Below are 23,395 nucleotides of genomic sequence, written 5' to 3' on the forward strand. Positions count from 1 at the left end.
AAAAACCTTTATTTATTGTATAATATTATTGTACAACAGAATCTATTGTTATATCATTTTCAGTATTTTTTTCAAATCTTATTAACACTCCATTGGGCATGCATATTATAGGAGCATTTTTTAATTCGCCTGCTTTTATGCAAAGCTTATCTCGGCATGGAGAATGTTCAAATTTTACTTTTTTGTCTTTTATAATAATTGTAGTCTCTCCAATAAGCCCTTCTGCTTTTATTTCTCTGTCAGTGTTTAAATCATATCTTAAAGATTTTGAAGGAGTATCTATGATAATTTTACTTCCTTTGTTTTCTATTAGGTTTTTTGCATAATAAAAAATAGATATTACTATAATTAAAATAATAATAATATCTCCAAACCTAATATTTTTTATTATTGATTTGTCCATATTTTTTCTACTTCTATATCAAAAAATGAAGGCTCTATATATGATAATTTAGCATAATCTGGAATATTTGCTTCTATTGACATATTTGAATATATACCTTCATTTGTAATGTTTATTAAATTTAATGAAAGTGATATATCCTCTTTTTTTAAGTTTTCTATTAAGTTTTTATTCATTTCTAATACAATTTTTTTCACAATTAAAGGTTCGCTGTATTTTATATTGAATCTGCTATTTAAATTATTTATATTCAATTCTATATTTTCAAAAGTTACTATTTCTATATCTTTATTAAAAATTATACTAGCATCTACTCTAGCAGTATCAGATTTCACATTTGGCGGTATGTTTAAACTAAGTTTAGTATTATAATCCAAATATTTATTATCAAGGTCTATGGTTCTGGTATATAATCTATCAATTTGAGATATTAAAGTTTTAGGTCCTGATATTATAGTATTTGAAGGGTTAATGATTATATTTTCAATCTCAAGACCCAATGATGCTTTTCCTACAGTTTGTACTTCTATAGGAACAGTTTTGTATGCTAATTGATCTAACACTACAGGTATTTTGTTTGGAGTTATATTTATATTAAGTGATGAATAATCAGCATCATTTTCTAAATATACTCTATACATATTGCTTCCAATTTGTGCATTAGTTAAATCTATATAAGCAGAAAAATCTCTCGGAAGTTCATATATATTATCTTTAAATCCCTTTACACTAACAGTTATAGTTTCTTTGATGTTATTTGCAATTAATAGTTTTGCGGGAAGATTTTTTATATTTAGTTTTGTAGTATATTCTTTGTTATATTCCTGCTGATATCTTACATACAAAAAAAGCATAAAAGACATTACTAAACATAAAGCTTTAATCCAAAATCTATTTGTTATATAGGATAACAATTTTTTATGTTTAAATCTTTTTATTATAATATCTTTCATATTAATCTACTTTTACCTCTAAAAGCTCTCCAAGCCTTTTATATAATTCGTCCCTACTTAAATTATATTCTAATATTCCGCCATGAACAATAGAAACGCATTGAGTCTCTTCTGAGACTACCACTACAACAGCATCAGTTTGCTCAGATATACCAAGTGCAGCTCTGTGTCTAGTACCTAGTCTTCTATTTTTTATTTGCGGTTCTGTTTCTGTGAGGGGTAAATATGCACTTGCAGCCGCTATTCTATTTTCCATTATAATTGCAGCACCATCATGTATGGGGTTATTTTTAAAAAATATAGATTCTAATAATTCTATGGATATATCAGCGTTAATCTTTACTGCCTTGTCTACAAGAGAGTGTAAAGATATATTTCTTTGAAACACTATTAAAGCACCATAACCTTTGTAGGATAAATTAAAAGTTGCACTCATGATTTTTTGTATTTGATCTTCGTTGTATCCGAAAGATTTTTTAAATAACGCTCTTCCGCCTAATATTCTTAGACCATGTTTAATTTCTGCCTGAAACAGCACCACTATTGCAATAAGACCTACTTGGAAAAACTTATCAAATAACCATGATAGGGTAGTGAGTCCGAAGATTTTAGCTATTAATGTGATAAAGAAAAGTATTATAAAACCTAGGGCTATGCTATATGCTCTAGTATTATACATAAGCATGTAGAAAATGTAGAATAATATCGCTACTAAAATTATATCAAGACTATAAAAAAGATAACGCCAATTTGAAGTTGATATAAAATTATTGATATTATACAGCATATGATTATTATATCATATATATGTATATTTGCAAATAATAAAAAATATTATAATATTAAAACTGAGGTATTTTTTGATGTATTTTTTTAAAAGGCTATTTTTAATAATAATTTTTATTTTTACTTTGAGTTTTAATGTATTTGCACAAAAAAATAGATTTGAAGTATTGTTAAATGTGCCTTTTGGAATGAGCATTGGTTTTTCAGATTCTAAGCTTATTAATAATCCTACGGTTTTAAGTATGAAGAGTTTTGTAGATTTTGAAATAGGGGCTTCTTTACAATTTGGATATATGTATTTTCTATCTGATAGAATGGCTTTGAGCATATTAGCAGAGTTTGGATATAGCCATGATAGTTATTCTTATAGGTCTAAAGATTTAAAAAACACTTATTCTTATTATTTTGAAAATATTCTTGTTGGGGTTTTGCCTAAGTTTAGTATAGATAATTTTTCTATTGGTTTTGGAATAGGTGTAAAGATGCCTACTACGGTAAATTATATAGAGAAAGTTAATAATAAAAATGTTTACAATACAAGCTTATATTATAGCGAAGCTGCTCCCATTACTTTTATTAAACTAACTTTTGATTATTCATTTCCTATCAATAGATATTTAAATATTAATCTTGGAAGCTATATTCTTTATGATGTGTTTGTACGTGTTAATAATCCTAATTATCAATATCATAATATAAGTGCCCTTAGTGTGGGGATGCAATTAGCTTTAAGATTTATTATATAATAAAAAATAAGGAGTGTACTTATGCATACTATTAATGTAAAAACTAACTCAAGATTTGACATTATAGACATAACAGAAGAGGTTAGAAGATGTGTTTTAGAAGAGAGGGTAGAATCAGGCATAGCTGTTATATTTACCCCTCACACCACTGCAGGTGTCGGCATCAATGAAAATGCCGATAGTAATGTTTTATTTGATATGAAAAATGCTTTTAATAAGGTAGTTGCTCAGCATGATAATTATAGACACTCTGAAGGCAATTCACAGGCGCATGTTTTGTCATCTTTGGTTTCGCCTAGTTTAACGGTTATAATAGAAAATAGAGATATAGTTTTAGGTGTTTGGCAGGATATATATTTCTTTGAGTTTGATGGGGCGAGAAACAGAAAAGTTTATGTACAAGTAATGAAAAAATAATTAGTATTATTGCACTTGGGAGGAGTAGCCCTTGTGCAATAATATTTAGGTTAATGTTTGTCTATTTTTGAAGTTTCTTTTTTATAAAGTTTATAATTGAACCAATTAAGTCTATTAATATTCACATATATGTACCTTTTATAATAAATAGTATATACAAAAAAAGTTATTTGTCAATATACATATACGAGGTATTTTAAAAAATCATTGGGTGAAAATGAACGCCGTTTTCTACTTTTATATTGTCGTAAATGGCAACAAAGCCCAATTTCTTATAGAAGTCTACAGCATAATCGCTAGAATTAACAGAATATTTATCGCTTGGCATTATATCTTTAACTTTTTCAAATAGACTCTTTCCTAAACCTAGTCTAAAATACTCATCATCAATAAATAAAAGTGATATATGATTATAATTTCTTATTTCTATAAAGCCTATAATAATATTTTTTTTTATATCTTTTGCTTTAAGAATTAGAGAGCCGTCAATATATGTTCTCATTAATAAGTTATCATAATTAATAAATGTTAATATATTATTTATCCCTTCATCTGTATCTAATGATGAATTGTATTTAAGATATATTCTTTTAGCTAAATTGCTAATTTCTTCTAAATCTTCTAATTGAGCTTTTTCTATTTCAAAATCATTATTGCTGAAACACATTCATAATTCTTTGAAATGGCAAATGATTAGTGTCTTTAATAAAATTGCCGTTTTTATAATATCTCAAATAAGGAATAAGGTCATTTTTCCATTCATTTTCTTTGAAGTTCATAAACTCTTCATAAAGACCGCTTTCATTATATATACATATAAATACAGTTAAATCTACTTCACTATTTTGTTCATTAGCATTTAATTCTCTTTTTAATCCTTTCCAATCTCCGCACCAATTTTGTGTAAATACAGCAAGCACATTCTCTGAAGCATTTTTTATATTGCTGCTTACTTCTTTATTTTCTATAATGTATTTCATTTCATTATCATCTATGTTTTTAAAAGTTATCATAATATCTCCATTTATTATTTAATTATTTTATTATGAAATAATATAGCATATAACATTTTTTATCAATATATTATGCTTTCAAATTTTTCTATTACTTCATTTGGTTTTATCACTTCTCGGCATTCAAAAGTGTTAAGGGAGCATTTTCTGCCGCCGCAGATGCAAGCTTTATTATCTGGTTTTTTTTCTATTATATGGCTGTTAACACCTATTGGGAGGTTTATACCGGCGGGTGTGGCAAAATATAAAGCCAAAGTAGGTATGCCAACTATAGAAGCAACATGCATAGCTCCGGAATCATTTCCTATAAATCCATCGCATAGGCTAAGTATGGCAGCTATATTATCTAATGAAGTATATGGTATAATAGGCTCTTTGTTTAGCATTGCAGATATTTTATCAGATATTTCTTTTTCGCTTGGAGTGGTTATAAATAAAGCCAAAGCATTATGTTTATGAGATAAATAATTTATAACTTCAGCAAAATATTCTTCTTTCCAGATTTTACCAAAACTATTAGTAGCTCCTATTCCATATGCAAATATTTTTTTGTTTTCAGGGTTTATAGTTTTAATATATTCTTTGGCATTATTTAGAATATCTTCTTTTATATTTAGTTTTATAGTTGGTCGAGATTTTTTTATATTTAAAGTTTTAAGTAAATTAACATAATAATCTGAAGTATGCCACCACCTAACAGGCTCTCTTTCTACTATATCCGTAAGCATAAAACTCCTATAATCAGCCCTATATCCTATGCGTCTTTTTATGCCATGCCCAAATATCCTAAAAGCACTTTCAAAAGAATTAGGAAAAAGTAAAGCAGCATCAAAATTATATTTTCTCAAAGCAGGAAATCTTTTTAATTCTATTACATCATCAACTAATCCGCTTACAGTAAGTATTCCAAACATAGATTTTTTTGCTAATGCAGTTATTTTAATATCTTTATATTCTTCTTTTATTAAATGTATCGCAGGTAAAGACATCACTATATCACCAAGCCAATTTGGAGCATGTATTAATAAGTTTTTTATTTCGTTCATTAAGATATATCCAGCTGAGAAATGAACTCTTCATATTTAGCTATAATGCCAATACAAACATTTCTATTCATAACAAGTTTATTAGTCTTTCTAGTATTAATAAAATAATCATAAAGCATAGCAAAATCATTTCCATAAAAAGTGCTAAGCCAAGTGTCTCTCGCTTCATCTACAATAGAAGTATTTTTAGATTTTATTATATAATAACTTAATTTCTCTTCTTTATCTTGAAGAGATATAACAATCTCTATTTCATTATCATTTATTAAAGTAATTTGATCTTGTATATATGTTTTTTCTATTATATTGTCATTATTTTTTATAATTGATTCTTCTTTATCTATGATGTTGTTAGAAAAACAGTAAACATTTTCAAATATTATTTTTACTATAAATGGTTTTATATCCAAATTAATAGCTTTTGTTTCTATTAAAGTTTTAGCTAATTTATTTACTCCTGTATCAATAAGAGTTAATACAAGTTTATTATTGTTATCATCTATTTCTAAATTATCAATAATACATCCATGCATCTGATTAAGCCCCAAATAGTTTAAAGATTTTCCAAGTCTATTTGAGTTTGATAAAATAAAATTTCTATATATTTTTTCTTCTATAAAAACATCATCAAATACTTTATCATCTAATATAATAGCATTTTTATCAGCCCTTATTTCGTATTGATTATAAAATATAGTTTCGTATATGCTAGGTGAAAGCAAAGGTGCTAGCTCATATAATTTTTTATTACTATAATAACATTCCATACTAACTTATATAACGTTTCCTATATTTTTTATATCATATTCCATATTAAATAATTGATATTTTGTTTTTATATTTTGTTTAATTAAATTACTATTAACGCAACTGCATATCACATCTATATTTTTTTCTTTAGAGATTTGTTCTGCTATCTCTTCGCCTTTTATAATATCTTCTAAAGTAGTATCATTCATAAGATGAGTATTATTTACTATCCCTGTAACCTTTAATGCAAGTGTAGCTTCTATAGAGATGAGATGACCTAAAGCAAGTTCAAAAGTGGAGTTTTCTTTTCTGTTGGCATTTAAAACAAAAAATACATCAGTTTCATCTGTTTGAACACACTCTCTAAAAGTGGCAAAAGATAAGCTTCCAACAGAGTTTCCTCCCATATCTATTATTCCTACAATATCTTTATTATTAAATATAGAATAAACTTCAGCAGACACAGCAGGCAAATCTGAACCAGATTGAGGCAAGTAGCTTCCTATTATTTTTATATCTTTATCTTTTAAGTTTTGAGCATGTTCTCTTGAGCGAAAATAAGGATTTACAACATCCAAGTCTGCTATATATATTTGTTTGTCTGTTTTGTTTCTTAAATAGATGGCATAATTAATGGAGAATGTTGTTTTCCCTGATCCATAATGCCCGCATATTATAGTTACTCTATTATTTTTTATATTCATATCCACCTACATTAAAAAACTTTCTTATAGAATATTTCATATTATAATATAATATATTTTAGAATATTTTCAAATTTTAGTATACATAATTATTATGTAATTATTATAATAGTATGTTTTTTATAAAAAAAATAATTTTATAATAAATAATTTTATAAGTTTTATATATTATATATGTAAGTTATAAATATATATTTTAAGTATATGTAAAAAAAATAATTAAATTAAAAATATAGTCGATACTATATTATAGTTTAAAGTAGGTAAAATATTATGAGATATATATTAATAATGATGTTTTTGTTTTGTTTAAATTTGTTTAGTCAGAATGCAACTAATGACGCTTATACTCCGCCTCAAAATAATAACAACAATACAACAACAGAAGAAGAAAGTTATATCACAAATGATTCTATAGTTGGAAGAAAACCAGCAATAATTAATGTACCTATTACTGGATTTAAAAATATAAGATTAGGCTCTACTAGAGAAGATACGATTAGAGCCATATTGGAAGATAATACTATGATGCTTCCTAAAGAATATATGCTTAATACTAATGGAGTAGATTTAGCTTCAGAAGAGAGTGATACTTTTTTGTCTTTAGAAGAGAATAAGTTTTATAAGAGCGGATATTTTATTTTTAAAGATGATTCATTATATTCTATTACTATATATTTTCAGCCCGATCAGGTGGATTTTTTAGAGTTACTTTCTTCTTTATCTGTAAAATACGGCAAGGGAGCTTTTTTGGATGCAGAAACTGTTTCTTGGCAGAATGGGGATAATAGAATTATATTAGAGCGTCCTAGTATTGTTAAATATCTCAATATGAATAATATTACAACTACTTCGCAAACTAGAATAAGAGAGAAAGAATCTATACCTCCTCAAAACAATAGAAAAGAGATATTGGAAGGGCTTTAATTTTTTATGAATAATATTTTAACAATTTTTTTATTTGTTTTATTTAGTTTATTTGTTTCTTGCGGGAGCGGCAGCGAGAAAGTAGAAATTATTTTAAGCGATGATGAAAACAAAGAGGCTATTGAAGTAAAAAATTATGATGAAGATGCATTAAAAACATCGGCTTTAAAATCTTTAGAAGAGTTTTTGTCTTTACCGTATGATGAAGAGAGCGTGAAGTTAGCTTATAATAATTTTTATTCATCTAGCTATAAAGAAGTTTTAGCTAAGACCCGTAATGTAAAAAATGCAGATGAATATGCTGCATCGAACCCTTCATTAGATTTTGAGTTTGAAACAAAGATAGATAAAGTTTACAGCATAAAGCTTGAGGGGAAAAATGCTTATATAGATGTTGGTACTTCAGTTTATGATAGGGTAAATAAATCTACAGCAAATATGAGACAAACATTTATTATGGCTCAGGAAGGCGATAAGTGGGTTATTGATTAATAATTATGTAAATCTTATAAAAATATAAAAAATCTATACAAAAGAATATTAATAACAAAAAAATATTAATGAAAATAATAATATACCGACAATATTAACATAATACTTTATTTAGGAGTTTAACCTTGAAAGAGCCAATAATAGCTGGTGTAGATATCGGCACTTCATCAATAAAAACTGTAATAGCAAGGGTTAATGAGGATAAACTTGATATTATAGGGATAGGGGAGAGTGAGAGTGACGGCATTAGAAAGGGTATTATAGTAAATATAGATGCTGCTGCTGATGCTATAGAGAAATCTATCAACAAAGCGGAAGATATGGCAGGACTTCAGGCTCCTGATGTTATAGCTACTATAGGCGGCGACCATATAAGCGGAATGAATAGTAAAGGGGTTATTGGTGTTAATACAAAAGATAAAGAAATAACTCCATTAGAAATAGAGAGAGTATTAGAAAGTGCTAAAAATGTTCGTTTGCCTTCAGATGTAGAGATTATAGAAACAATAGAACAGGAATATTCTTTAGACGGTCAAGATGAGATAAAAAACCCTATAGGAATGTCTGGAACAAGATTAGAAACAAAGGTTCATCTTATCACTGGGCTTAAATATGTAAGTGAGAACTTAAGAAGAACTTTAAATAAAATGAAGTTTAGCGGCAAAGATTTTATAGTGAGTGTACGCGGAAGTGCTGAGGCTTGTCTTACAGAAGATGAAAAAGAGCTTGGGGTAGTTGTGTTTGATATAGGGCATTCTACTACATCGCTCATGGTATTTTTGGAAGGCTCTGTTTGGCATACTGCTGTTATACCTATAGGAAGTCAGCATATTACTAATGATATAGCTGAATGTTTAAGAGTAACTATTCCTACAGCAGAAAAATTGAAATGTGAATATGGCTGTGCTTTTGTGGATATGGTAGGCGACAGAGAGATAGTTGAAGTTCCTACTGCAAGCGGCGAAAGTAAAGCCATACTTAAAAAGTCTTTAACAGAAATTATACAGGCTAGGGTAGAAGAGATACTTAGCTTATGCGGTAAAGAATTATCAAAGATGAAGTATATAGATTCTTTATCTGCTGGTATGGTATTTACGGGAGGAGGTGCATTACTTCCCGGTTTGGTTGAATTAGCTAAGGCATATCAAAGAACAGTAAAAGGAGCTATGCCTATTACAGCGAGAATAGGTGTTCCTAATAATATTTACGGCATTAGAGATATTGCTAATAATCCTTCTTATTCTGCTGTTATTGGCATACTTATGATGAGCTTAGATGAGGCTACTAAAGTTAATATACCTAATGCTAAAAAAACAGGCGATAAGAAAAAGTTTAAGTTTAATATAAAAAAGTCATTTATGGAGTTTTTTAAATAATAAATATTTTTAATAAAATTATAATAAAAACTATACTCATCAAATAAGTTCCATTTTGTATTTTAATTTAAACATTATGTCAACTAAAATTACATATTATTTTTGTAGATTTAGTTATTTTTATTAAATCTACTTGACAAATTGGGTAATTTAGTGTATAAAATACTATTATTATGCTTATTAATTAGTACAAGGAGTGCAATAAATTATGAAAAAGTTATTCGCAGTATTAGCTTCTATTTTTGTTGCTGCATCTGCTTACGGTGTAACAAATTCAACTTTAATTGATTTTGCTATAACAGGTAATGCTGATAACTTGCAGCCTGCAGGAGATGATACAAATGAAGTAGTTTCTGTTCAGCAAAATCTTTACAACGATAACTGGGTAGTATGGTTGAATGAATCTGCTAGATTAACAGAAAACCGCAGGAATTCATATGTTACTAACGTAGATAGTAAAGGTAATAACGGAGCTTGGGAAGCTGGTAAAGTTCTTGGTGTAAGAGTACATTTCCCTCTACAAGCTTGGAATAGCTATGCTTTAGTAAAACCTGCTTTTCAACTTGAAATGTACGGCGGAACTGACGGTACAAAATATACAGACGGTAAAGGTGTAGTACACAATGTTGGCGAAATTAAATCTATTAGCTCTTGGGTATATGGACGTAATTATTTAGTTACTTATTTTGTAAACTTACAAAATGAATTAGGTGAATTAAAATCTTATCCTATGGGTGCTCTTTACTTCAGCGGTTGGAGACAATTAAGATGGGAAAACAGAGAGTATTTAGCTAATGTTCGCGACAGAGTATTAGTAAGAAAACCTCTTTATCCTAGAATGATCCCTTCTGTAAAATTAGACTCTTTAGGTTTCTATAGAACTAAAGATACTCAAGGTGGTGATTTCATTACTTATGTTAAAGATATAACTATGGAATATGATGTAGTAGTTGTTGATTTCGAAGAAGATATCGATGATGAAGCTACTTGGCAGTTATTAAAAACTGAAAACGAAAGAAAACAAGCTATTGAAAATGCTAGAGTTCGTGAAGCTGCTGAGTTACAAGAATTAGAACAAAGACGTATTAATGGTGGCGGTGATGCTCAGCAACAACAAGATACTGGTGCTGCAGCAACTGAAACTACACAAACTGAAGAAACTGCTGCTCAATAATAATTAAGTGAGTTTTTGAAAGTTTTTTAAGGGGAAGCAAATATTTATGTTGTTTCCCCTTATTTATGTTTTTTGTATTCTTTGATATTTATATAGTGCTTTTAAGGATTTGTTTATGAAACTTATGAATGAACCTATTTTGGATAAAAATAATTCTTTATATATTTGTATAGATTTGCAAGCTAAACTTATGCCTTCTATGGATAATTTAGATACTCTTATAAAAAAGTCTAATATATTACTTAAAACTTCTGAGATATATGATATACCTGTTTTGGTCACTGAGCAGTATCCTAAAGGTTTAGGAGCTACTGATGAGAGAGTAATGCTTCCTAAACATCATAAATTATTTTCTAAGGATCATTTTAGTGTATTTGCTACTGAAGATTTTGTTGAGGAGTTTAATAATTTAAATAAAAAGAATATTATAGTATTTGGAGCTGAGACACATGTATGCGTATATTATAGTGTGTATCATTTGCTTCAAAATGGATATAATGTTTATGTGGTTGCTGATGCTTGTGCTTCTAGAACTGACAATGATAAGCAAATTGGTTTAGAACAGATGAGGAAATTGGGGGCTAATATTATAAGTACAGAGATGGTTCTTTTTGGATTTATAGAAGGTTCAAAAGTACCTAATTTTAAAGATTTAAGTAATTTATTAAAAAATTAAGTATAATATTTTATAATAAGGAGAATAATTATTATGAGAAGAAAACTTATAGCTGGTAACTGGAAAATGAATAATACTAATAAAGAGGCTTTAGAGTTAGTAAATCAGTTAAAAGATTTAGTAAAAGATGCTAAAGACAGAGACATTATGATAGCACCTACTTTTACTTGTTTAAGTGATGTTTGTAATGCTATTAAGGGAAGCAATATAAAATTAGGAGCACAGAATTTATATTATGAAGAGAAGGGTGCTTTTACAGGACAGATTTCTGCTGATATGCTTTTGGCTGTAGGATGTGAGTATGTTATAATTGGTCACTCTGAATGCCGTGACATATTTGGTGAAAAAGATGAGCTTATAAACAAAAAAGTAAAAAGAGCTTTAGATAAAAATTTAGTACCTGTTTTATGTGTAGGTGAACATTTAGAAGAGAGAGAGAAGGGAATTACTTCTGATATAGTAAGCAGTCAAGTAAAAGAGGCTTTTAAGGGTTTAAGTGAAGCTGAGGCTAAAAAAGTAGTTATAGCTTATGAACCTGTATGGGCTATTGGTACTGGTAAAACTGCTACTCCTCAAGATGCTGATGATGTACATAAAACTATAAGAGATACATTAAAGTCTATTTATAATGACAGTGTTGCTGAGGGTATGATTATACTTTATGGCGGAAGCGTTAATGAAAAAAATGCTGATGATTTACTTAATATGCCTAATATAGATGGTGCTTTGGTTGGCGGTGCTTCTTTAGTTGCTGATAAGTTTGCTAGAATAGTTAATTATATAGCTAAGTAAGTTATTAAATAATTTTTATTTGTAAGGGGGGATATAAATCCCCCCTTGTTTTATTTTTTCATTTATATTATTATAGTTAAAATATAATTTATGGGTTTTTAAATGAAAAAAGTTGTTTATATTTTTTTGTTATTTTCTTCTTTGCTGTTTTGTCAAAATATAGATATATCAAAAAAAGATTTTTATTTTCTTAAAGGAAACATTGGCAGTACTCCTATAAGTATGTATTTATATATAGATAATAATAATCTATCAGGTAAATATTATTATGACACTATAAAGCAGATTATTGATATAAAGGGTAGTATAAATGGAAATACATTTCGTCTTAATGAGAGCATTAATGATAGGGTAATAGGTTCTTTAGAAGGTGAAATTAGTGATGATATGATTTTTACTGGTAATTGGATTTCGGCTGACAAAAATAACACTTTCAACTTTTCTTTTTCTCTAGACAATAATTATCCTATAAATAAAATTAGGATTATAAATGCTAAATTAGATATTAAAGATGATAATGGAAGTTTTGAATCGAGTAGAGATGCTGTTGTTATAGAAAATGACAAAAACATAAAAGCTATAAATAGAATATCTTTAGACATTGATGATACTAAATCTATAGATGAAGAAAAAGTTATAGATACACTTAATAATTTAATTTCATCGCAATACAATACTTGGAAAGAAACTATAGAAGAAAATGATAAGTTTAATATGCAAAGAAGTATTGAGGTGTCATTTATAGATGAGAATATAATATCATTTTCTATATATAATTATTCTTATGCAGGCGGAGTTCATGGCATATACAATGTTCAGCCTAATATATATTTAATATCCACAGGAAAGAGAATTGGTTTAAGTGTATCAGAGCTTATAGATGATGTTGCTGATATTGATTTAATTAATTTGATGCGTTCAAAACTTACAAAAACTATGTCAGAATCTGATTTCTTTGATTTTGAGAGTATTACATTAAGCGATACATTTGACATTACTCCCACAGGTATCAAGTTTATATGGCCTGCTTATAAAATATCCGATTATGCACATGGTATTATTGAAATAGAGTTTAGATATTCTGAATTAAAGCCTTTTGTAAAACAAGATTCTGTATTTATGTATTTATTTGAATAGGTGAGTTTTTTATGAATGATAAAGATATACACCCTATAATGAAAGAACTTATAAAAGTTACTAAGTCTATGCCTATGCCTGTGGTAACAGAGATAAAACTAATCACAAATAGAGATGCTTATAAAATATTAATTTCTACTATGCTTTCTCTTAGAACAAAAGACCCTACAACAAGAGATGCTTCTATGAGGCTGTTTGAAAAGGCAGGAAGTGCAAAAGAGATGATAAAGCTTACAGAAGAAGAGATTGCTAAACTTATTTACCCTGTTGGTTTTTATAATGTGAAAGCAAAAAATATACTTGAAGTTTCTCATATGATTATTAATGATTATAATGGTGAAGTACCTGATGAGATAGATGAGCTTTTAAAACTCAAAGGGGTAGGGAGAAAGGTTGCGAATTTAGTAGTTACAGAGGCTTTTGATAAAGACGGCATATGTGTTGACACGCATGTACATAGAATATCAAATAGATTCGGTTACGTTCACACAAAGACACCTGAAGAGACAGAGTTTGCCTTGAGGAAGAAATTGCCTAAAGAATATTGGCGGGTTTATAATGACACATTAGTTGTTTATGGGCAGAACCTATGTAAGCCCATTAGCCCTTTATGCAGTGAATGTACAGTTTCACAGTATTGCGACTATTTCAAGAACAAGAAATAAAATTTTATGTTTTTATTTTTATTCAACTTTTTCCCGCCTTCGCACCGCAGGCACTTCCTTCGGTCGCTGTGCGGACTTTGTCAAAGTTTTTGCCCTCAGGGCACGCTTCGCGAAAGTGCAAATAAGAGAATAATACTAAATAATATTAATTATATATTTTAGCTAAAAAATGCAGTCTTTTTGCTTCTTTGGGTCACCAAAAGAAGTGGGGGTGTGTACCCTAAGGGCACGCTTCGCAGGGGGCTAGTCCCCACAAACAAAAAAAGACAAAAAATTTATTATTCTTTTTCCCGCAGCAAAAAGAACCAAAAAGTGCGAGTAAGAGAATAATACTAAATAATATTAATTATATATTTTAGCTAAAAAATGCAGCCTTTTTGGTTCTTTGTGGCAATAAAAGAACTGGGGGGTTCTACCCTACGGGCACGCTTCGCAGGGGGGCTAGTCCCCGAAAACAATAAAAAATAATTCTCCAAATATAAACTAAAAATTATACCCAACTTCAAATTCAAAAGTAAATGGCTTTGCTACTGAATAGGTTGATAACATAGGGGTTCTATTCAATATGTTCTTAAAATGCATAGAAAATATTAAATGCTTAAACCATATAGAATAAAATGATATATTCAAATTATGAAACTCTTCTGAATAATATACGGGCTTATTTGATGTCATCGCTCTTGGGCTTGAATATATATAATAAATATTAAAAGATAATGAGCTTAATATTTTACCATCTGAAACAAAATCATATCCAAGCAGTGCCGTTACAACATTATTAGGCAAACCTATTTTTGGAAGTTTTTCTGCGTTAAGATATGCTAGCTGATAAGAATATTCTATTTTTGCTTTTATTTTATTGTAGGTTAAAAAGTAAATATCATATCCTATGCTTGAAGAAAATACATGAGCTATAGCACTGTCTGCATTTTCTGGAATACTGCTGTACCATATTATTTTATTTGTGTAGGTGGTGTATGTGTATGCGGATTCTATTTTTAAGTTTGTTATTGGTTCTAATGATATTTTAGTGAGTATTTGATTATAGGTTTCTGGTTTTAAGTTTGGGTTGCTGAAGTTGCCGTAATACAAATCATTAAATGTTGGGCTTGTATAATCGCTCATATAGGCAAAATACAAACTATAGCCTTTATAAAAGTTTAAATTAAATCCTGCATTATATGCTAAATAATTATTATGTTTTTGATTTGTAAAAAGTTCATTTTGATATTCATATTTTATACTTGGCATAAGTGTGAATATTGGAGTATTATTATCCCAGTATCCGAACGAAAGCTGAAAATCATATTTTATATTTAGTGAATGTCTTTGAGGGTTATATTTAAAATTAGTTTCTAAGGCATTTTTTTCTTCTGTAAGTATATCGTATCTATATTCGGGAGTTAGTTGGTTATATAATGTAATAGTGTTTGGTATAAGTTCATCCATTCTTTTTAATGTTGTATTTATAGCTAATCCATGTGATTTATAATCTGATACAAATTTTCCGTTTTGAAGATATGGTCTGTCTACAAATGAATCAAACAAGTATGAGAGATTTATATTATAATCCAGCACATCAGAAAAGCCGTTGTATGATATAGATGAAGCTAGAGTTGTAAAATTAAACCATGAATCAGTATAGATTATTGGAGGAATTTGATATTGTGATGCTGAACTTGAATATGATATATTTGCAAATGCATTTATATAGTCTTTATTTTTAAATATATATTTATAGTTAGCAGAAGAGTTTATTATAAATTGTCTGTTGTCTTCAATGTTTCCTTCAACCCATTTGCCTGCTAGGTTTGTGAAGTTATAATAATAATTAGCGTCGCTGTAATAAGAATCTGCTGTAAAGGTGAATATTTGATTATCGTCTATATTTTTTGAAAACAGTATTGAAGGGGCTATTGTATTGTATGAGCCATATGATAATGATAAAAGTATAATATCTTCTTTTGGAGTTTTTGTTGTGATGTAAATTGAAGAGCCTATTATCTCTATTTTTTCTATGAGGTTTGAAGGTATTCTTCTTAAGTCCACACCTGCATCAGCATTACCTTTAGCAGTATTCATCAAAACGCCGTTAATATATATTTTTATATTGTCAGCATTTCCAAAAGCAGGGTCAACCACTTCATTACCCATATAGCTTCCCTTGTTTACAAAGCCAGCCTGATTTTCTAATACTTCTTTAGCATTGTTGTAGCCCATTCTCTCTATTTCTTCAGAGGTGATAGTTTTGTTATTTACATTTATAGGGCTTTTGTATGATGAGTTTGAAGAGTTATTATTTGTTTGAGTATTATTGGTTGTTTCTACCTGTGAAGTAACCCATATACCTCCTTTAAGCTCTCTTATAAGGTAAGTTTGCGAATACAATAAATTTATAGAAGCAAAAAAGAAGTATATGATAAAACGTTTCATAATTATTTATTGTTGTTGATTATAATTAAAGTCTTTTATTATACCTGTAATATATGAACCCCAGCTAGACATTATTTTTTTCCAATCTTCTTCTGTTGGAGGCTCTGCACCTGTAGCACCTGTATCAAATCCTGAAGCAAGCATAAAGTTTCCATCTGTATCTATATGAAATAACATCCATTTACTATCATATTCTGGTCTTCTTGGGTCTTCATATAATGCACCTATCCAGTTTGTGCCTTTCCATTCTATATTTGTAGCATATATAAAATTACCTAACACTTCGCCGTTTTCTAAATATGTGCCTTTTTCATCTGTTTCTCTTGTGGCAGTTGTTACGCCTGCGGGTATTATTGCTTGATTTGTGAATGTATTTAGCCAGTTGGTGCGGAAATATTCTTGCTTATTTTTATCAGTCCAGCTTAGGCTTAAAATACTTTCATCTGTGAGAAGTTTATATTCTCCTCTTTGTGATTGTGTGGTATTAGGTTGGTTTGGGTTAGTACAAGATAAAAAAGAAAAAATTATTAATGTTGAAACAAATATTGTTTTAAACATAAAAAAACTCCTTTAAAATTAGGAGCGAATACATAAAAAGTTTATAAGTTTAAAAAAGAATAAAACTCATAATATAGTGCACTCGACTCGATTATTTTACAATAAGGCATTCCGACTTCGTTAGTTTTTTAGAACTAAGCTTTACGGTTGCGGGCCAGCGTGGGATTTTCACCCTCATTCCCCCTATTGCACAAAAGAGTATACAGCAAAAAAAATCTATGTCAAGAAATATTATTTTTTTTATCTTATTTCATATTAATATTATGCTTGACATAGAGCCGTTTTTTTATTATTATATCACAAATATTTTTTATGCTTACTAGTTTTATGGAGAGAGAGTATTGTGATTAGCTATTTTCAAAAAAACAAGAAAAGAAAAAGTATATTAAATAAAATTAAAGAAAAAAGAATAATTATAAATGATTTTTATGTGCCTTTGGGAATAGTTCCTATAGAATCTTCCAAACCTAAAGAGGGCGTGAGTATAGAATTAAAAACTTCTGAGGACAGTGCTGATATGTATTCCTACAGCATTTCAATATCAGCAAATAGGCTTTCAGATTTGTTTCTAAAATTAATAAAATTACTTCCATATTATGCTACTATGGTGATAGAGAGAAAAAGTGAGGATATAAACAGAGACTTTGATGTGCTTATGAGCGACCCTGATATATCTTTAAGCGAGATTAGAAGGGTGTTTAAAAAATATAATGAGCTTTGGGTAGAATGCGGATTTGTTGGCTTTGGGGTTGTTGATGAGTATAATGATTTTGAGATTTTTATTAATTTGGATAAAGAAATTATTATAAATACTCCTTTTAAAAATATTAAAAAAATCAATAGAATATTAGATTCTTTTAATCTATTAGACGAAACTCCTGTTTTTATTAGTGCGGACATTCACTGGCATTATTCTTTATCTTCTATAGTATCCTATGAGAGCTATAGCGAGACTTATGAATATATATTTGATTATTATGATATTATTAACAATTTAAAGCATAGTTTTGGCTTTGTGATGATTAATGATGATGAGAAAATATATAGAGAGCCTAAATGGTGGAATGTTACTGTCCGCTGTCTTGGAAAGTGTAAGACGGTATCTTTTGTTTCTTCATATTATATAGTGGCAAACACAATAGAAGAGATGGAAACTGTAATAGAAGAAAAGATGAAAGATATTGGTATAGAATATTATTATATATATGATTATTATAATGTTGACCCTAATAATTATCATTATAAGAGTGTAAACTTATCAAACAAAGATAATTTATTTTTTAATAAGGCACCTTTTGGTATATGGGCGGAGTCTGACATATTTATAAGCAAGGTAAAAGATATTAGTTTATTTTATATAAATAATAGAAGTTATGAAAGAGCATATTAAAAATCAATTTAAATACTGTCCTTACTGCGGAGAGAAAGATTCTTTTATATATAATGGAGTCAAGATATTTAATTGTTCAAAGTGCGGTAGGAATTATTTTATCAATCCTGCATGTGCGGGCGGGATGGTTGTCGAAACACCTAAGGGCATAGTATTTGTTGAGAGGAAGTTTGAGCCTAAGAAGGGTTATATTGATTTGCCGGGCGGGTTTTGCGAGCCTTATGAAAAAATAGAAGATGCTGTTAGAAGAGAGCTTTTTGAAGAGACTAATATAAAAGTAGATAATATACATTTTCTTATAAGCGGAAGTAATGAATATATTTATGAGGGTATGATGTATGTTACTACTGATATGTTTTTTTATGCTAAGATAGATTATGTGCCTGATGTTAAACCTGCTGATGATGCCTCTGAGGTGGTATTTATAAAAAAAGAGAATATTGATTTTGACAGATTGGCTTTCAAGTCATCAAAAGAAGCTTTAAGAGAATATATAAAAATAACTCAATAATTATATGATAATAAGTGCAAGCAGAAGAACGGACATTCCTTGTTATTATTCTGATTGGTTTTTTGATAGAATAAAAGAAGGGTATTGTTTGGTAAAAAATCCTTTTAATAGTCATCAGGTAAGTAAGATAGATTTGTCTGTTGATGCGGTTGATTGCATAGTGTTTTGGACTAAAGATGTTTCTCCTATGATAGATAAATTACATTTGCTTAAAAGTTATAAATATTATTTTCAATTTACAATTAACTCATACGGCGAAGATATAGAGAATGTTATTTCAAAGAGAAAAGAAAAAATAATAAATTCGTTTAAAAGGCTTTCAGAGAAAATAGGCAGAGAAAAAGTTTTGTGGCGATATGACCCTATTATTTTAAGCGATAAATATAATATTGATTATCATAAAAAACATTTTGAATATTTAATAAAAGAATTACATAACTATACAAATAAATGCATAATAAGTTTCGTTGATATTTACAAAAAGATAGAAAATAAAATAAAATATATAAATATTAAAAAAGATGATGAGCATATTTTTGAGATGTGTTCGTTTATTAATGATATTGCTAAATATTATAATATAACTGTAGAGGCTTGCTGCGAGGATTTGCCTAATATTAATAAAGCTAAATGCATTGATGCTGAGCTTATATCAAAAATAGTAGGCTATAGTATTAAAGCAAAGAAAGACAAAAATCAAAGGCTTAATTGCGGGTGCGTTGAAAGTATTGACATAGGGGCTTACAACACTTGCTTATCTGATTGTATTTACTGTTATGCTAATAAAAAAAATAATATTAAAGACTCTTCTATATTTTTGAAGCAATATAAACAATTAAGCGATTTGTATACTATAAAAAATAAAGAGTTATTTTAAAAACAATTAAAACAACTCTTTAACTCTTTATAAAAAATAAAAATATTTATATTTTATCAATATTAGAATATTCGTTTACAATTTTTTCTACTTTTTCTATATTGTCGATATTATCTTTATTTACTAAAAACTCTCTTCCTATGTTTAGGCATATCCAATCTAATCTTGCCCTTTCATTTAAATCTTCAATTCCTGATATATCTTTATTTTTAGCAAGACCTAATGTTCTTCTTATAAGCACGCATCCTGCAAAACCAACAGTATCTCTAAATATTCTATTTAATACGGTTTTTATATATTCTTCTGAATGTTTTTTTCCTTCTTCGTATTGCCAATATAAGGGTTTAGTTTTTTCTAAATGACTTTTCCATAGAGCTTCAAATTTAGTTAAAGTTCCACTAAGCATATATTTAGCAGTATCAAAAAGCCATTTTCTATATTCTTTTGAATTAGTGCCTAGTCTTTTTTGATGATATTCATGCGAAACATAAGCCATAAAGAAATTAGCCATAGCCTTTCCAATATCAAAACCAATAGGGCCGTAGAATGCAAACTCTGGGTCTATTACATAAGTCTCTTCTTCATTTACCATAAAGCTTCCTAAATGAAAATCACCATGAAGAAGTGCTTCTGCTTTAGTCATAAAAGCATATTTCATTTCAGCTGCGGCTGTTTTTAATTTTGAATCTCTTTGGAATTTTTTTACTTTATCTATATTTAATTCATCATAAAACACATTAGTATCATTATCTTCAAAAGGATAAGTAAAAATAAAATCTTCTGTAAGGCTGCATAATTCTGCATTCATATATTCAGCAACAAGAGCTTTTTTTGTTTTTGAATTCAAATAATAATCAGAAGTGTAGAATAAAGTTTTTGAAAGGAAGTCTGTTAAATCTTCAGCTAGTTTAGGGAATCTTTTACCTTCTATAATTTCTCCTCTTAAAACTTTATGTTTATTTAAGTTTTGCATTATAACAACGCACATATCTTCAGAGTCATAATATATTTTAGGCACTAAATTAGGACATAATTTATATTCTTCTTTAAGCGTTTTTATCTCTATTTTCATTCTGTCTTTTTCTAATGGATAGCTTTCTCCTATGCATCTTAAAAAAGGCACAGATTGTTTTAATATTACAGTTTCTTTATCATTATTTTTATTTGTGATGCTGTATACAAAATTTAAATTTCCATCTCCAATTTCTTTTATGATTAAATCATCAAAGCTTGAGAATATATTTTTCATTTCATCTATAGTTTTTAAATAATCTATGATTGTATTTATATTTAATTGTTTATAAGCCATATGTAAAAAACTCCTTTTATTTATTAGTTTAAATAGTTAGTTTAAATCAAAAGCCTTTTTCAAACTTTTTTGATATGGAGGCTTTATTATTCCTTTTTCTGTGATAAAACCTGTTATAAGTTCATTTGGAGTAACATCGAATGCAGGATTTCTCACTTTAATATTTGAAGGAGCAGTTTGAACACCTGCGAAATTTATCACTTCTTTAGCCTCTCTCTCTTCTATTACTATGCTGCTGCCTGTTTTTGTATTTAAATCGAAAGTAGTAGAAGGACAAGCAATATAAAAAGGTATATTAAAATGTTTAGCTAAAATAGCCACTCCCATAGTACCTATTTTGTTAGCGGCATCCCCATTCTCAGCAACCCTGTCGCATCCTACTATCACCAAATCAATAAGCCCCTTAGACATTATAAAAGCAGCCATATTATCGCATATCAAAGTAACATCTATTCCAGCCTCCTGCAGCTCAAAACTTGTTAGTCTTGCTCCTTGAAGAAGCGGTCTAGTTTCGTCAGCGTATACTCTTATATTTATTCCTCTTTGATGTGCCGTATACATTGGTGCAAGTGCTGTTCCTATTCCGCTTACTGCTAATCTTCCTGCATTACAATGGGTTAATATTCCAGAGTTTTCTTTTAAAAGTGTTGCCCCATATTCGCCTATTTTTTGACATATATCAATATCTTCAGAATGTATATTTTTAGCTTCACTTTCAAGCAAATCATATAGCTCTAAAGAAGTTTTGTCTTTCTTATTATTTATAGCATTAAACATTCTGTTTAGAGCATAACTTAAATTAACAGCCGTAGGTCTTGAAGAGTTTAAATATTTAGCTCTCTTTTCTATTAGGCCAATAAAATCATTGCTTGATAAATTAGTTTCTTTTTTTAAATCTATTAGCAAAGAATAAGCAGCAGCTACTCCAATAGCAGGAGCACCTCTTACCTTTAACTCTTTTATAGCGTTATAAGAATCTTCAATACTTGATAACTTTATTTCTTTAACAGTTGCAGGCAATAATGTTTGATCAAGTATAAATAATTCATCTTCGCTCCATCTTACTGTAGGTATATTTGGCATTAGTACTCTCCTAATTTTTTATAAAACTTAACAGAACAATTATTAAATTATTATTTTTTTTATAAATTTAATAATAATATTATTGCAAATTTCCCTGACAGCTGCTTCCTTCTCCCGCAGTACATCCATAACAATAATCTTCCACTACAATAGAGTTTTCTTCTAAATCATCAATAGTTAAATCTCCTATATATTTATTGTGTACAGATGCTAATTTTTTCATTTGATTAAAATCACAGTCATACACCTTACCATCATAACCAACATTGATTGTATTTAAACACATAACCTTATAAGCGTTTGATGCATTAAAATTATCTTCAAGAAGCTGCATATATTTGTCGTACTTATTATTTTTTTTAAGCTTCTCTTCAAATCTTCCTATAGGTATATTAGTGATAGTATATAAATTATTAAATACTATTTTATGTTCATTTTTTAAATGTTCTTTATAATCTTTTTCTAATTCAGCCTGAGAGCCGGGTAAATAATCATCTAGTGGATTATAAACTAAATTGATAATCAAATCTTTATCAACACCATAACCTACAGAGTTTAGATATTTAAGCATATTTATACATTTTTCATAAGTGCCGTTTCCTCTCTGTTCATCTACATTTTCTTTAGTATAGCAGGGAAGTGATGCTACTAATTCTACTTTGTTATTTTTAAAAACTTCTATAAGTTCTTTTTTATCTTCTAAAATAGTTAAATTGCTTCTTAATATAATTCTATTTACATTTTTTAATTTTCTTGCATCTTCTATAAACTTAGATAGAAACATACAATTTTCAGGAGCACCTCCTGTTATATCAACATCTATTTTTTTGTTGTAATTTTTTATGAATTTTAAACAATCATCTAACACCTCTTTGCTTATAGATTCATTTCTGTTTATTCCAGCATCCACATGACAATGACTGCAATGCAAATTACAATTATACCCAACATTAATTTGTAAAGTTTCTATTTCTTTCTTTTTTAATTCTATATTATGTTTTTTTAAAGTTTCAGAAAAATGTGCCATTTTTGTATACTCCTTAATTTATTACAACCTATTGTTTTATAATCTAATTTTTGAAATACAGTCTTTAAAACAAATTTAAACTACAATAAAATTTCTTATAAACTTAATTATAGAAATCTATATTATATAAATATTATTTGTTAAAATTAT

26 protein-coding genes and 1 riboswitch are annotated in these 23,395 nt (G+C 28.4%); of the genes, 13 read left to right on the plus strand and 13 right to left on the minus strand.

What is annotated here, in order from left to right:
- Positions 1–25: 25 nt before the first annotated feature.
- The 3 genes from GQX97_RS08545 to cdaA are packed head-to-tail and all read right to left on the minus strand — an operon-like array spanning position 26 to position 2,143.
- The gene (locus GQX97_RS08545) at positions 26–403 is read right to left on the minus strand and encodes a NusG domain II-containing protein (protein ID WP_157151519.1); all 378 of its coding nucleotides are present in this window, start codon (positions 401–403) and stop codon (positions 26–28) included.
- Entirely contained in the window at positions 388–1,356 is a 969-nt protein-coding gene (locus GQX97_RS08550; RefSeq protein WP_157151520.1) for a YbbR-like domain-containing protein, read from the minus strand. Before GQX97_RS08550 ends, GQX97_RS08545 begins: the two co-directional genes overlap by 16 nt.
- A gap of 1 nt (position 1,357) precedes the next feature.
- Complete coding sequence (gene cdaA, locus GQX97_RS08555; protein WP_157151521.1) at positions 1,358–2,143, minus strand: diadenylate cyclase CdaA; 786 nt, start codon at positions 2,141–2,143, stop codon at positions 1,358–1,360.
- Between the two features lie 76 nt (positions 2,144–2,219).
- Here cdaA and GQX97_RS08560 point away from each other — a divergent pair, with 76 nt between their 5' ends.
- Positions 2,220–2,888 (plus strand): hypothetical protein, encoded by a 669-nt coding sequence (locus GQX97_RS08560; protein ID WP_157151522.1) that lies wholly within the window; start codon positions 2,220–2,222, stop codon positions 2,886–2,888.
- A gap of 21 nt (positions 2,889–2,909) precedes the next feature.
- Positions 2,910–3,305: a secondary thiamine-phosphate synthase enzyme YjbQ gene (locus GQX97_RS08565; RefSeq protein ID WP_157151523.1), complete on the plus strand. Its 396-nt coding sequence runs from the start codon at positions 2,910–2,912 to the stop codon at positions 3,303–3,305.
- 196 nt (positions 3,306–3,501) lie between these two features.
- Here the strand turns inward: GQX97_RS08565 and GQX97_RS08570 are convergent, their stop codons facing one another.
- The 5 genes from GQX97_RS08570 to GQX97_RS08590 form a co-directional block, all read right to left on the minus strand.
- Positions 3,502–3,972 carry a GNAT family N-acetyltransferase gene (locus tag GQX97_RS08570; RefSeq protein ID WP_157151524.1) on the minus strand — a complete coding sequence of 157 codons (471 nt, stop codon included), beginning with the start codon at positions 3,970–3,972 and terminating at the stop codon, positions 3,502–3,504.
- A complete protein-coding gene (locus tag GQX97_RS08575) occupies positions 3,956–4,318 on the minus strand; it encodes a hypothetical protein (RefSeq protein ID WP_157151525.1) in 363 nt (120 codons plus the stop codon). The genes GQX97_RS08570 and GQX97_RS08575 overlap by 17 nt, the downstream gene beginning before the upstream one ends.
- 62 nt (positions 4,319–4,380) lie before the next feature.
- On the minus strand, positions 4,381–5,364 hold the full coding sequence (locus tag GQX97_RS08580) for a glycosyltransferase family 9 protein (RefSeq protein WP_157151526.1): 984 nt from the start codon (positions 5,362–5,364) through the stop codon (positions 4,381–4,383).
- Positions 5,364–6,131: a hypothetical protein gene (locus GQX97_RS08585; RefSeq protein WP_157151527.1), complete on the minus strand. Its 768-nt coding sequence runs from the start codon at positions 6,129–6,131 to the stop codon at positions 5,364–5,366. Before GQX97_RS08585 ends, GQX97_RS08580 begins: the two co-directional genes overlap by 1 nt.
- Positions 6,132–6,137: 6 nt before the next feature.
- Complete coding sequence (locus GQX97_RS08590; RefSeq protein ID WP_157151528.1) at positions 6,138–6,818, minus strand: ATP/GTP-binding protein; 681 nt, start codon at positions 6,816–6,818, stop codon at positions 6,138–6,140.
- A gap of 273 nt (positions 6,819–7,091) precedes the next feature.
- On the opposite strand from GQX97_RS08590, the gene GQX97_RS08595 reads away from it, so the two are divergent.
- The 8 genes from GQX97_RS08595 (at position 7,092) to nth (ending at position 14,057) form a co-directional block, all read left to right on the plus strand.
- The gene (locus GQX97_RS08595; protein WP_157151529.1) at positions 7,092–7,745 is read left to right on the plus strand and encodes a hypothetical protein; all 654 of its coding nucleotides are present in this window, start codon (positions 7,092–7,094) and stop codon (positions 7,743–7,745) included.
- A 6-nt stretch (positions 7,746–7,751) separates the two neighbouring features.
- The gene (locus GQX97_RS08600) at positions 7,752–8,237 is read left to right on the plus strand and encodes a hypothetical protein (protein WP_157151530.1); all 486 of its coding nucleotides are present in this window, start codon (positions 7,752–7,754) and stop codon (positions 8,235–8,237) included.
- A gap of 125 nt (positions 8,238–8,362) precedes the next feature.
- Entirely contained in the window at positions 8,363–9,613 is a 1,251-nt protein-coding gene (gene ftsA, locus GQX97_RS08605; RefSeq protein WP_157151531.1) for a cell division protein FtsA, read from the plus strand.
- Positions 9,614–9,821: 208 nt separating this feature from the next.
- Complete coding sequence (locus GQX97_RS08610) at positions 9,822–10,787, plus strand: flagellar filament outer layer protein FlaA (protein WP_157151532.1); 966 nt, start codon at positions 9,822–9,824, stop codon at positions 10,785–10,787.
- 115 nt (positions 10,788–10,902) lie between these two features.
- Positions 10,903–11,463: a hydrolase gene (locus GQX97_RS08615; RefSeq protein WP_157151533.1), complete on the plus strand. Its 561-nt coding sequence runs from the start codon at positions 10,903–10,905 to the stop codon at positions 11,461–11,463.
- A gap of 30 nt (positions 11,464–11,493) precedes the next feature.
- Positions 11,494–12,255, plus strand: a complete 762-nt coding sequence (tpiA, locus tag GQX97_RS08620; protein WP_157151763.1) for a triose-phosphate isomerase — start codon at positions 11,494–11,496, stop codon at positions 12,253–12,255.
- A gap of 102 nt (positions 12,256–12,357) precedes the next feature.
- Positions 12,358–13,392: a PdaC/SigV domain-containing protein gene (locus tag GQX97_RS08625; protein WP_157151534.1), complete on the plus strand. Its 1,035-nt coding sequence runs from the start codon at positions 12,358–12,360 to the stop codon at positions 13,390–13,392.
- An 11-nt stretch (positions 13,393–13,403) separates the two neighbouring features.
- Entirely contained in the window at positions 13,404–14,057 is a 654-nt protein-coding gene (gene nth, locus GQX97_RS08630; protein ID WP_157151535.1) for an endonuclease III, read from the plus strand.
- A gap of 483 nt (positions 14,058–14,540) precedes the next feature.
- Here the strand turns inward: nth and GQX97_RS08635 are convergent, their stop codons facing one another.
- Both GQX97_RS08635 and GQX97_RS08640 read right to left on the minus strand, forming a co-directional pair.
- A complete protein-coding gene (locus tag GQX97_RS08635) occupies positions 14,541–16,490 on the minus strand; it encodes a TonB-dependent siderophore receptor (RefSeq protein ID WP_157151536.1) in 1,950 nt (649 codons plus the stop codon).
- 6 nt (positions 16,491–16,496) lie between these two features.
- Positions 16,497–17,048, minus strand: coding sequence for a hypothetical protein (locus GQX97_RS08640; protein ID WP_232473300.1), 552 nt, complete (start codon positions 17,046–17,048; stop codon positions 16,497–16,499).
- A gap of 83 nt (positions 17,049–17,131) precedes the next feature.
- Positions 17,132–17,270: riboswitch (cobalamin riboswitch) on the minus strand.
- 121 nt (positions 17,271–17,391) lie between these two features.
- On the opposite strand from GQX97_RS08640, the gene GQX97_RS08645 reads away from it, so the two are divergent.
- From GQX97_RS08645 to GQX97_RS08655, 3 genes are read left to right on the plus strand one after another with little or no spacing between them, the layout of a single operon-like run.
- Complete coding sequence (locus tag GQX97_RS08645) at positions 17,392–18,438, plus strand: hypothetical protein (RefSeq protein WP_157151537.1); 1,047 nt, start codon at positions 17,392–17,394, stop codon at positions 18,436–18,438.
- Positions 18,422–18,949, plus strand: coding sequence for an NUDIX domain-containing protein (locus GQX97_RS08650; protein WP_157151538.1), 528 nt, complete (start codon positions 18,422–18,424; stop codon positions 18,947–18,949). Before GQX97_RS08645 ends, GQX97_RS08650 begins: the two co-directional genes overlap by 17 nt.
- Before the next feature lie 4 nt (positions 18,950–18,953).
- Entirely contained in the window at positions 18,954–19,826 is an 873-nt protein-coding gene (locus tag GQX97_RS08655) for a DUF1848 domain-containing protein (protein WP_157151539.1), read from the plus strand.
- Between the two features lie 46 nt (positions 19,827–19,872).
- Here the strand turns inward: GQX97_RS08655 and mtnK are convergent, their stop codons facing one another.
- The 3 genes from mtnK to arsS all read right to left on the minus strand — a co-directional run bounded on the left by mtnK (position 19,873) and on the right by arsS (position 23,245).
- Positions 19,873–21,135 (minus strand): S-methyl-5-thioribose kinase, encoded by a 1,263-nt coding sequence (gene mtnK / locus GQX97_RS08660; protein ID WP_157151540.1) that lies wholly within the window; start codon positions 21,133–21,135, stop codon positions 19,873–19,875.
- Positions 21,136–21,171: 36 nt separating this feature from the next.
- Positions 21,172–22,218 carry an S-methyl-5-thioribose-1-phosphate isomerase gene (gene mtnA / locus GQX97_RS08665; protein WP_157151541.1) on the minus strand — a complete coding sequence of 349 codons (1,047 nt, stop codon included), beginning with the start codon at positions 22,216–22,218 and terminating at the stop codon, positions 21,172–21,174.
- 79 nt (positions 22,219–22,297) lie between these two features.
- On the minus strand, positions 22,298–23,245 hold the full coding sequence (gene arsS, locus GQX97_RS08670; RefSeq protein WP_157151542.1) for an arsenosugar biosynthesis radical SAM (seleno)protein ArsS: 948 nt from the start codon (positions 23,243–23,245) through the stop codon (positions 22,298–22,300).
- Between the last annotated feature and the right edge of the window lie 150 nt (positions 23,246–23,395).

The sequence above is a fragment of the Brachyspira sp. SAP_772 genome, assembly GCF_009755885.1.
Lineage (GTDB): Bacteria > Spirochaetota > Brachyspiria > Brachyspirales > Brachyspiraceae > Brachyspira.

Excerpts from the sequence above, each read along its gene's own strand:
- GQX97_RS08545 (WP_157151519.1), bottom strand. The coding sequence starts at position 403 with ATGGACAAATCAATAATAAAAAATATTAGGTTTGGAGATATTATTATT.
- GQX97_RS08550 (WP_157151520.1), bottom strand. The coding sequence starts at position 1,356 with ATGAAAGATATTATAATAAAAAGATTTAAACATAAAAAATTGTTATCC.
- cdaA (WP_157151521.1), bottom strand. The coding sequence starts at position 2,143 with ATGCTGTATAATATCAATAATTTTATATCAACTTCAAATTGGCGTTAT.
- GQX97_RS08560 (WP_157151522.1), top strand. The coding sequence starts at position 2,220 with ATGTATTTTTTTAAAAGGCTATTTTTAATAATAATTTTTATTTTTACT.
- GQX97_RS08565 (WP_157151523.1), top strand. The coding sequence starts at position 2,910 with ATGCATACTATTAATGTAAAAACTAACTCAAGATTTGACATTATAGAC.
- GQX97_RS08570 (WP_157151524.1), bottom strand. The coding sequence starts at position 3,972 with ATGTGTTTCAGCAATAATGATTTTGAAATAGAAAAAGCTCAATTAGAA.
- GQX97_RS08575 (WP_157151525.1), bottom strand. The coding sequence starts at position 4,318 with ATGATAACTTTTAAAAACATAGATGATAATGAAATGAAATACATTATA.
- GQX97_RS08580 (WP_157151526.1), bottom strand. The coding sequence starts at position 5,364 with ATGAACGAAATAAAAAACTTATTAATACATGCTCCAAATTGGCTTGGT.
- GQX97_RS08585 (WP_157151527.1), bottom strand. The coding sequence starts at position 6,131 with ATGGAATGTTATTATAGTAATAAAAAATTATATGAGCTAGCACCTTTG.
- GQX97_RS08590 (WP_157151528.1), bottom strand. The coding sequence starts at position 6,818 with ATGAATATAAAAAATAATAGAGTAACTATAATATGCGGGCATTATGGA.
- GQX97_RS08595 (WP_157151529.1), top strand. The coding sequence starts at position 7,092 with ATGAGATATATATTAATAATGATGTTTTTGTTTTGTTTAAATTTGTTT.
- GQX97_RS08600 (WP_157151530.1), top strand. The coding sequence starts at position 7,752 with ATGAATAATATTTTAACAATTTTTTTATTTGTTTTATTTAGTTTATTT.
- GQX97_RS08610 (WP_157151532.1), top strand. The coding sequence starts at position 9,822 with ATGAAAAAGTTATTCGCAGTATTAGCTTCTATTTTTGTTGCTGCATCT.
- GQX97_RS08615 (WP_157151533.1), top strand. The coding sequence starts at position 10,903 with ATGAAACTTATGAATGAACCTATTTTGGATAAAAATAATTCTTTATAT.
- GQX97_RS08625 (WP_157151534.1), top strand. The coding sequence starts at position 12,358 with ATGAAAAAAGTTGTTTATATTTTTTTGTTATTTTCTTCTTTGCTGTTT.
- nth (WP_157151535.1), top strand. The coding sequence starts at position 13,404 with ATGAATGATAAAGATATACACCCTATAATGAAAGAACTTATAAAAGTT.
- GQX97_RS08635 (WP_157151536.1), bottom strand. The coding sequence starts at position 16,490 with ATGAAACGTTTTATCATATACTTCTTTTTTGCTTCTATAAATTTATTG.
- GQX97_RS08640 (WP_232473300.1), bottom strand. The coding sequence starts at position 17,048 with ATGTTTAAAACAATATTTGTTTCAACATTAATAATTTTTTCTTTTTTA.
- GQX97_RS08650 (WP_157151538.1), top strand. The coding sequence starts at position 18,422 with ATGAAAGAGCATATTAAAAATCAATTTAAATACTGTCCTTACTGCGGA.
- GQX97_RS08655 (WP_157151539.1), top strand. The coding sequence starts at position 18,954 with ATGATAATAAGTGCAAGCAGAAGAACGGACATTCCTTGTTATTATTCT.
- mtnK (WP_157151540.1), bottom strand. The coding sequence starts at position 21,135 with ATGGCTTATAAACAATTAAATATAAATACAATCATAGATTATTTAAAA.
- mtnA (WP_157151541.1), bottom strand. The coding sequence starts at position 22,218 with ATGCCAAATATACCTACAGTAAGATGGAGCGAAGATGAATTATTTATA.
- arsS (WP_157151542.1), bottom strand. The coding sequence starts at position 23,245 with ATGGCACATTTTTCTGAAACTTTAAAAAAACATAATATAGAATTAAAA.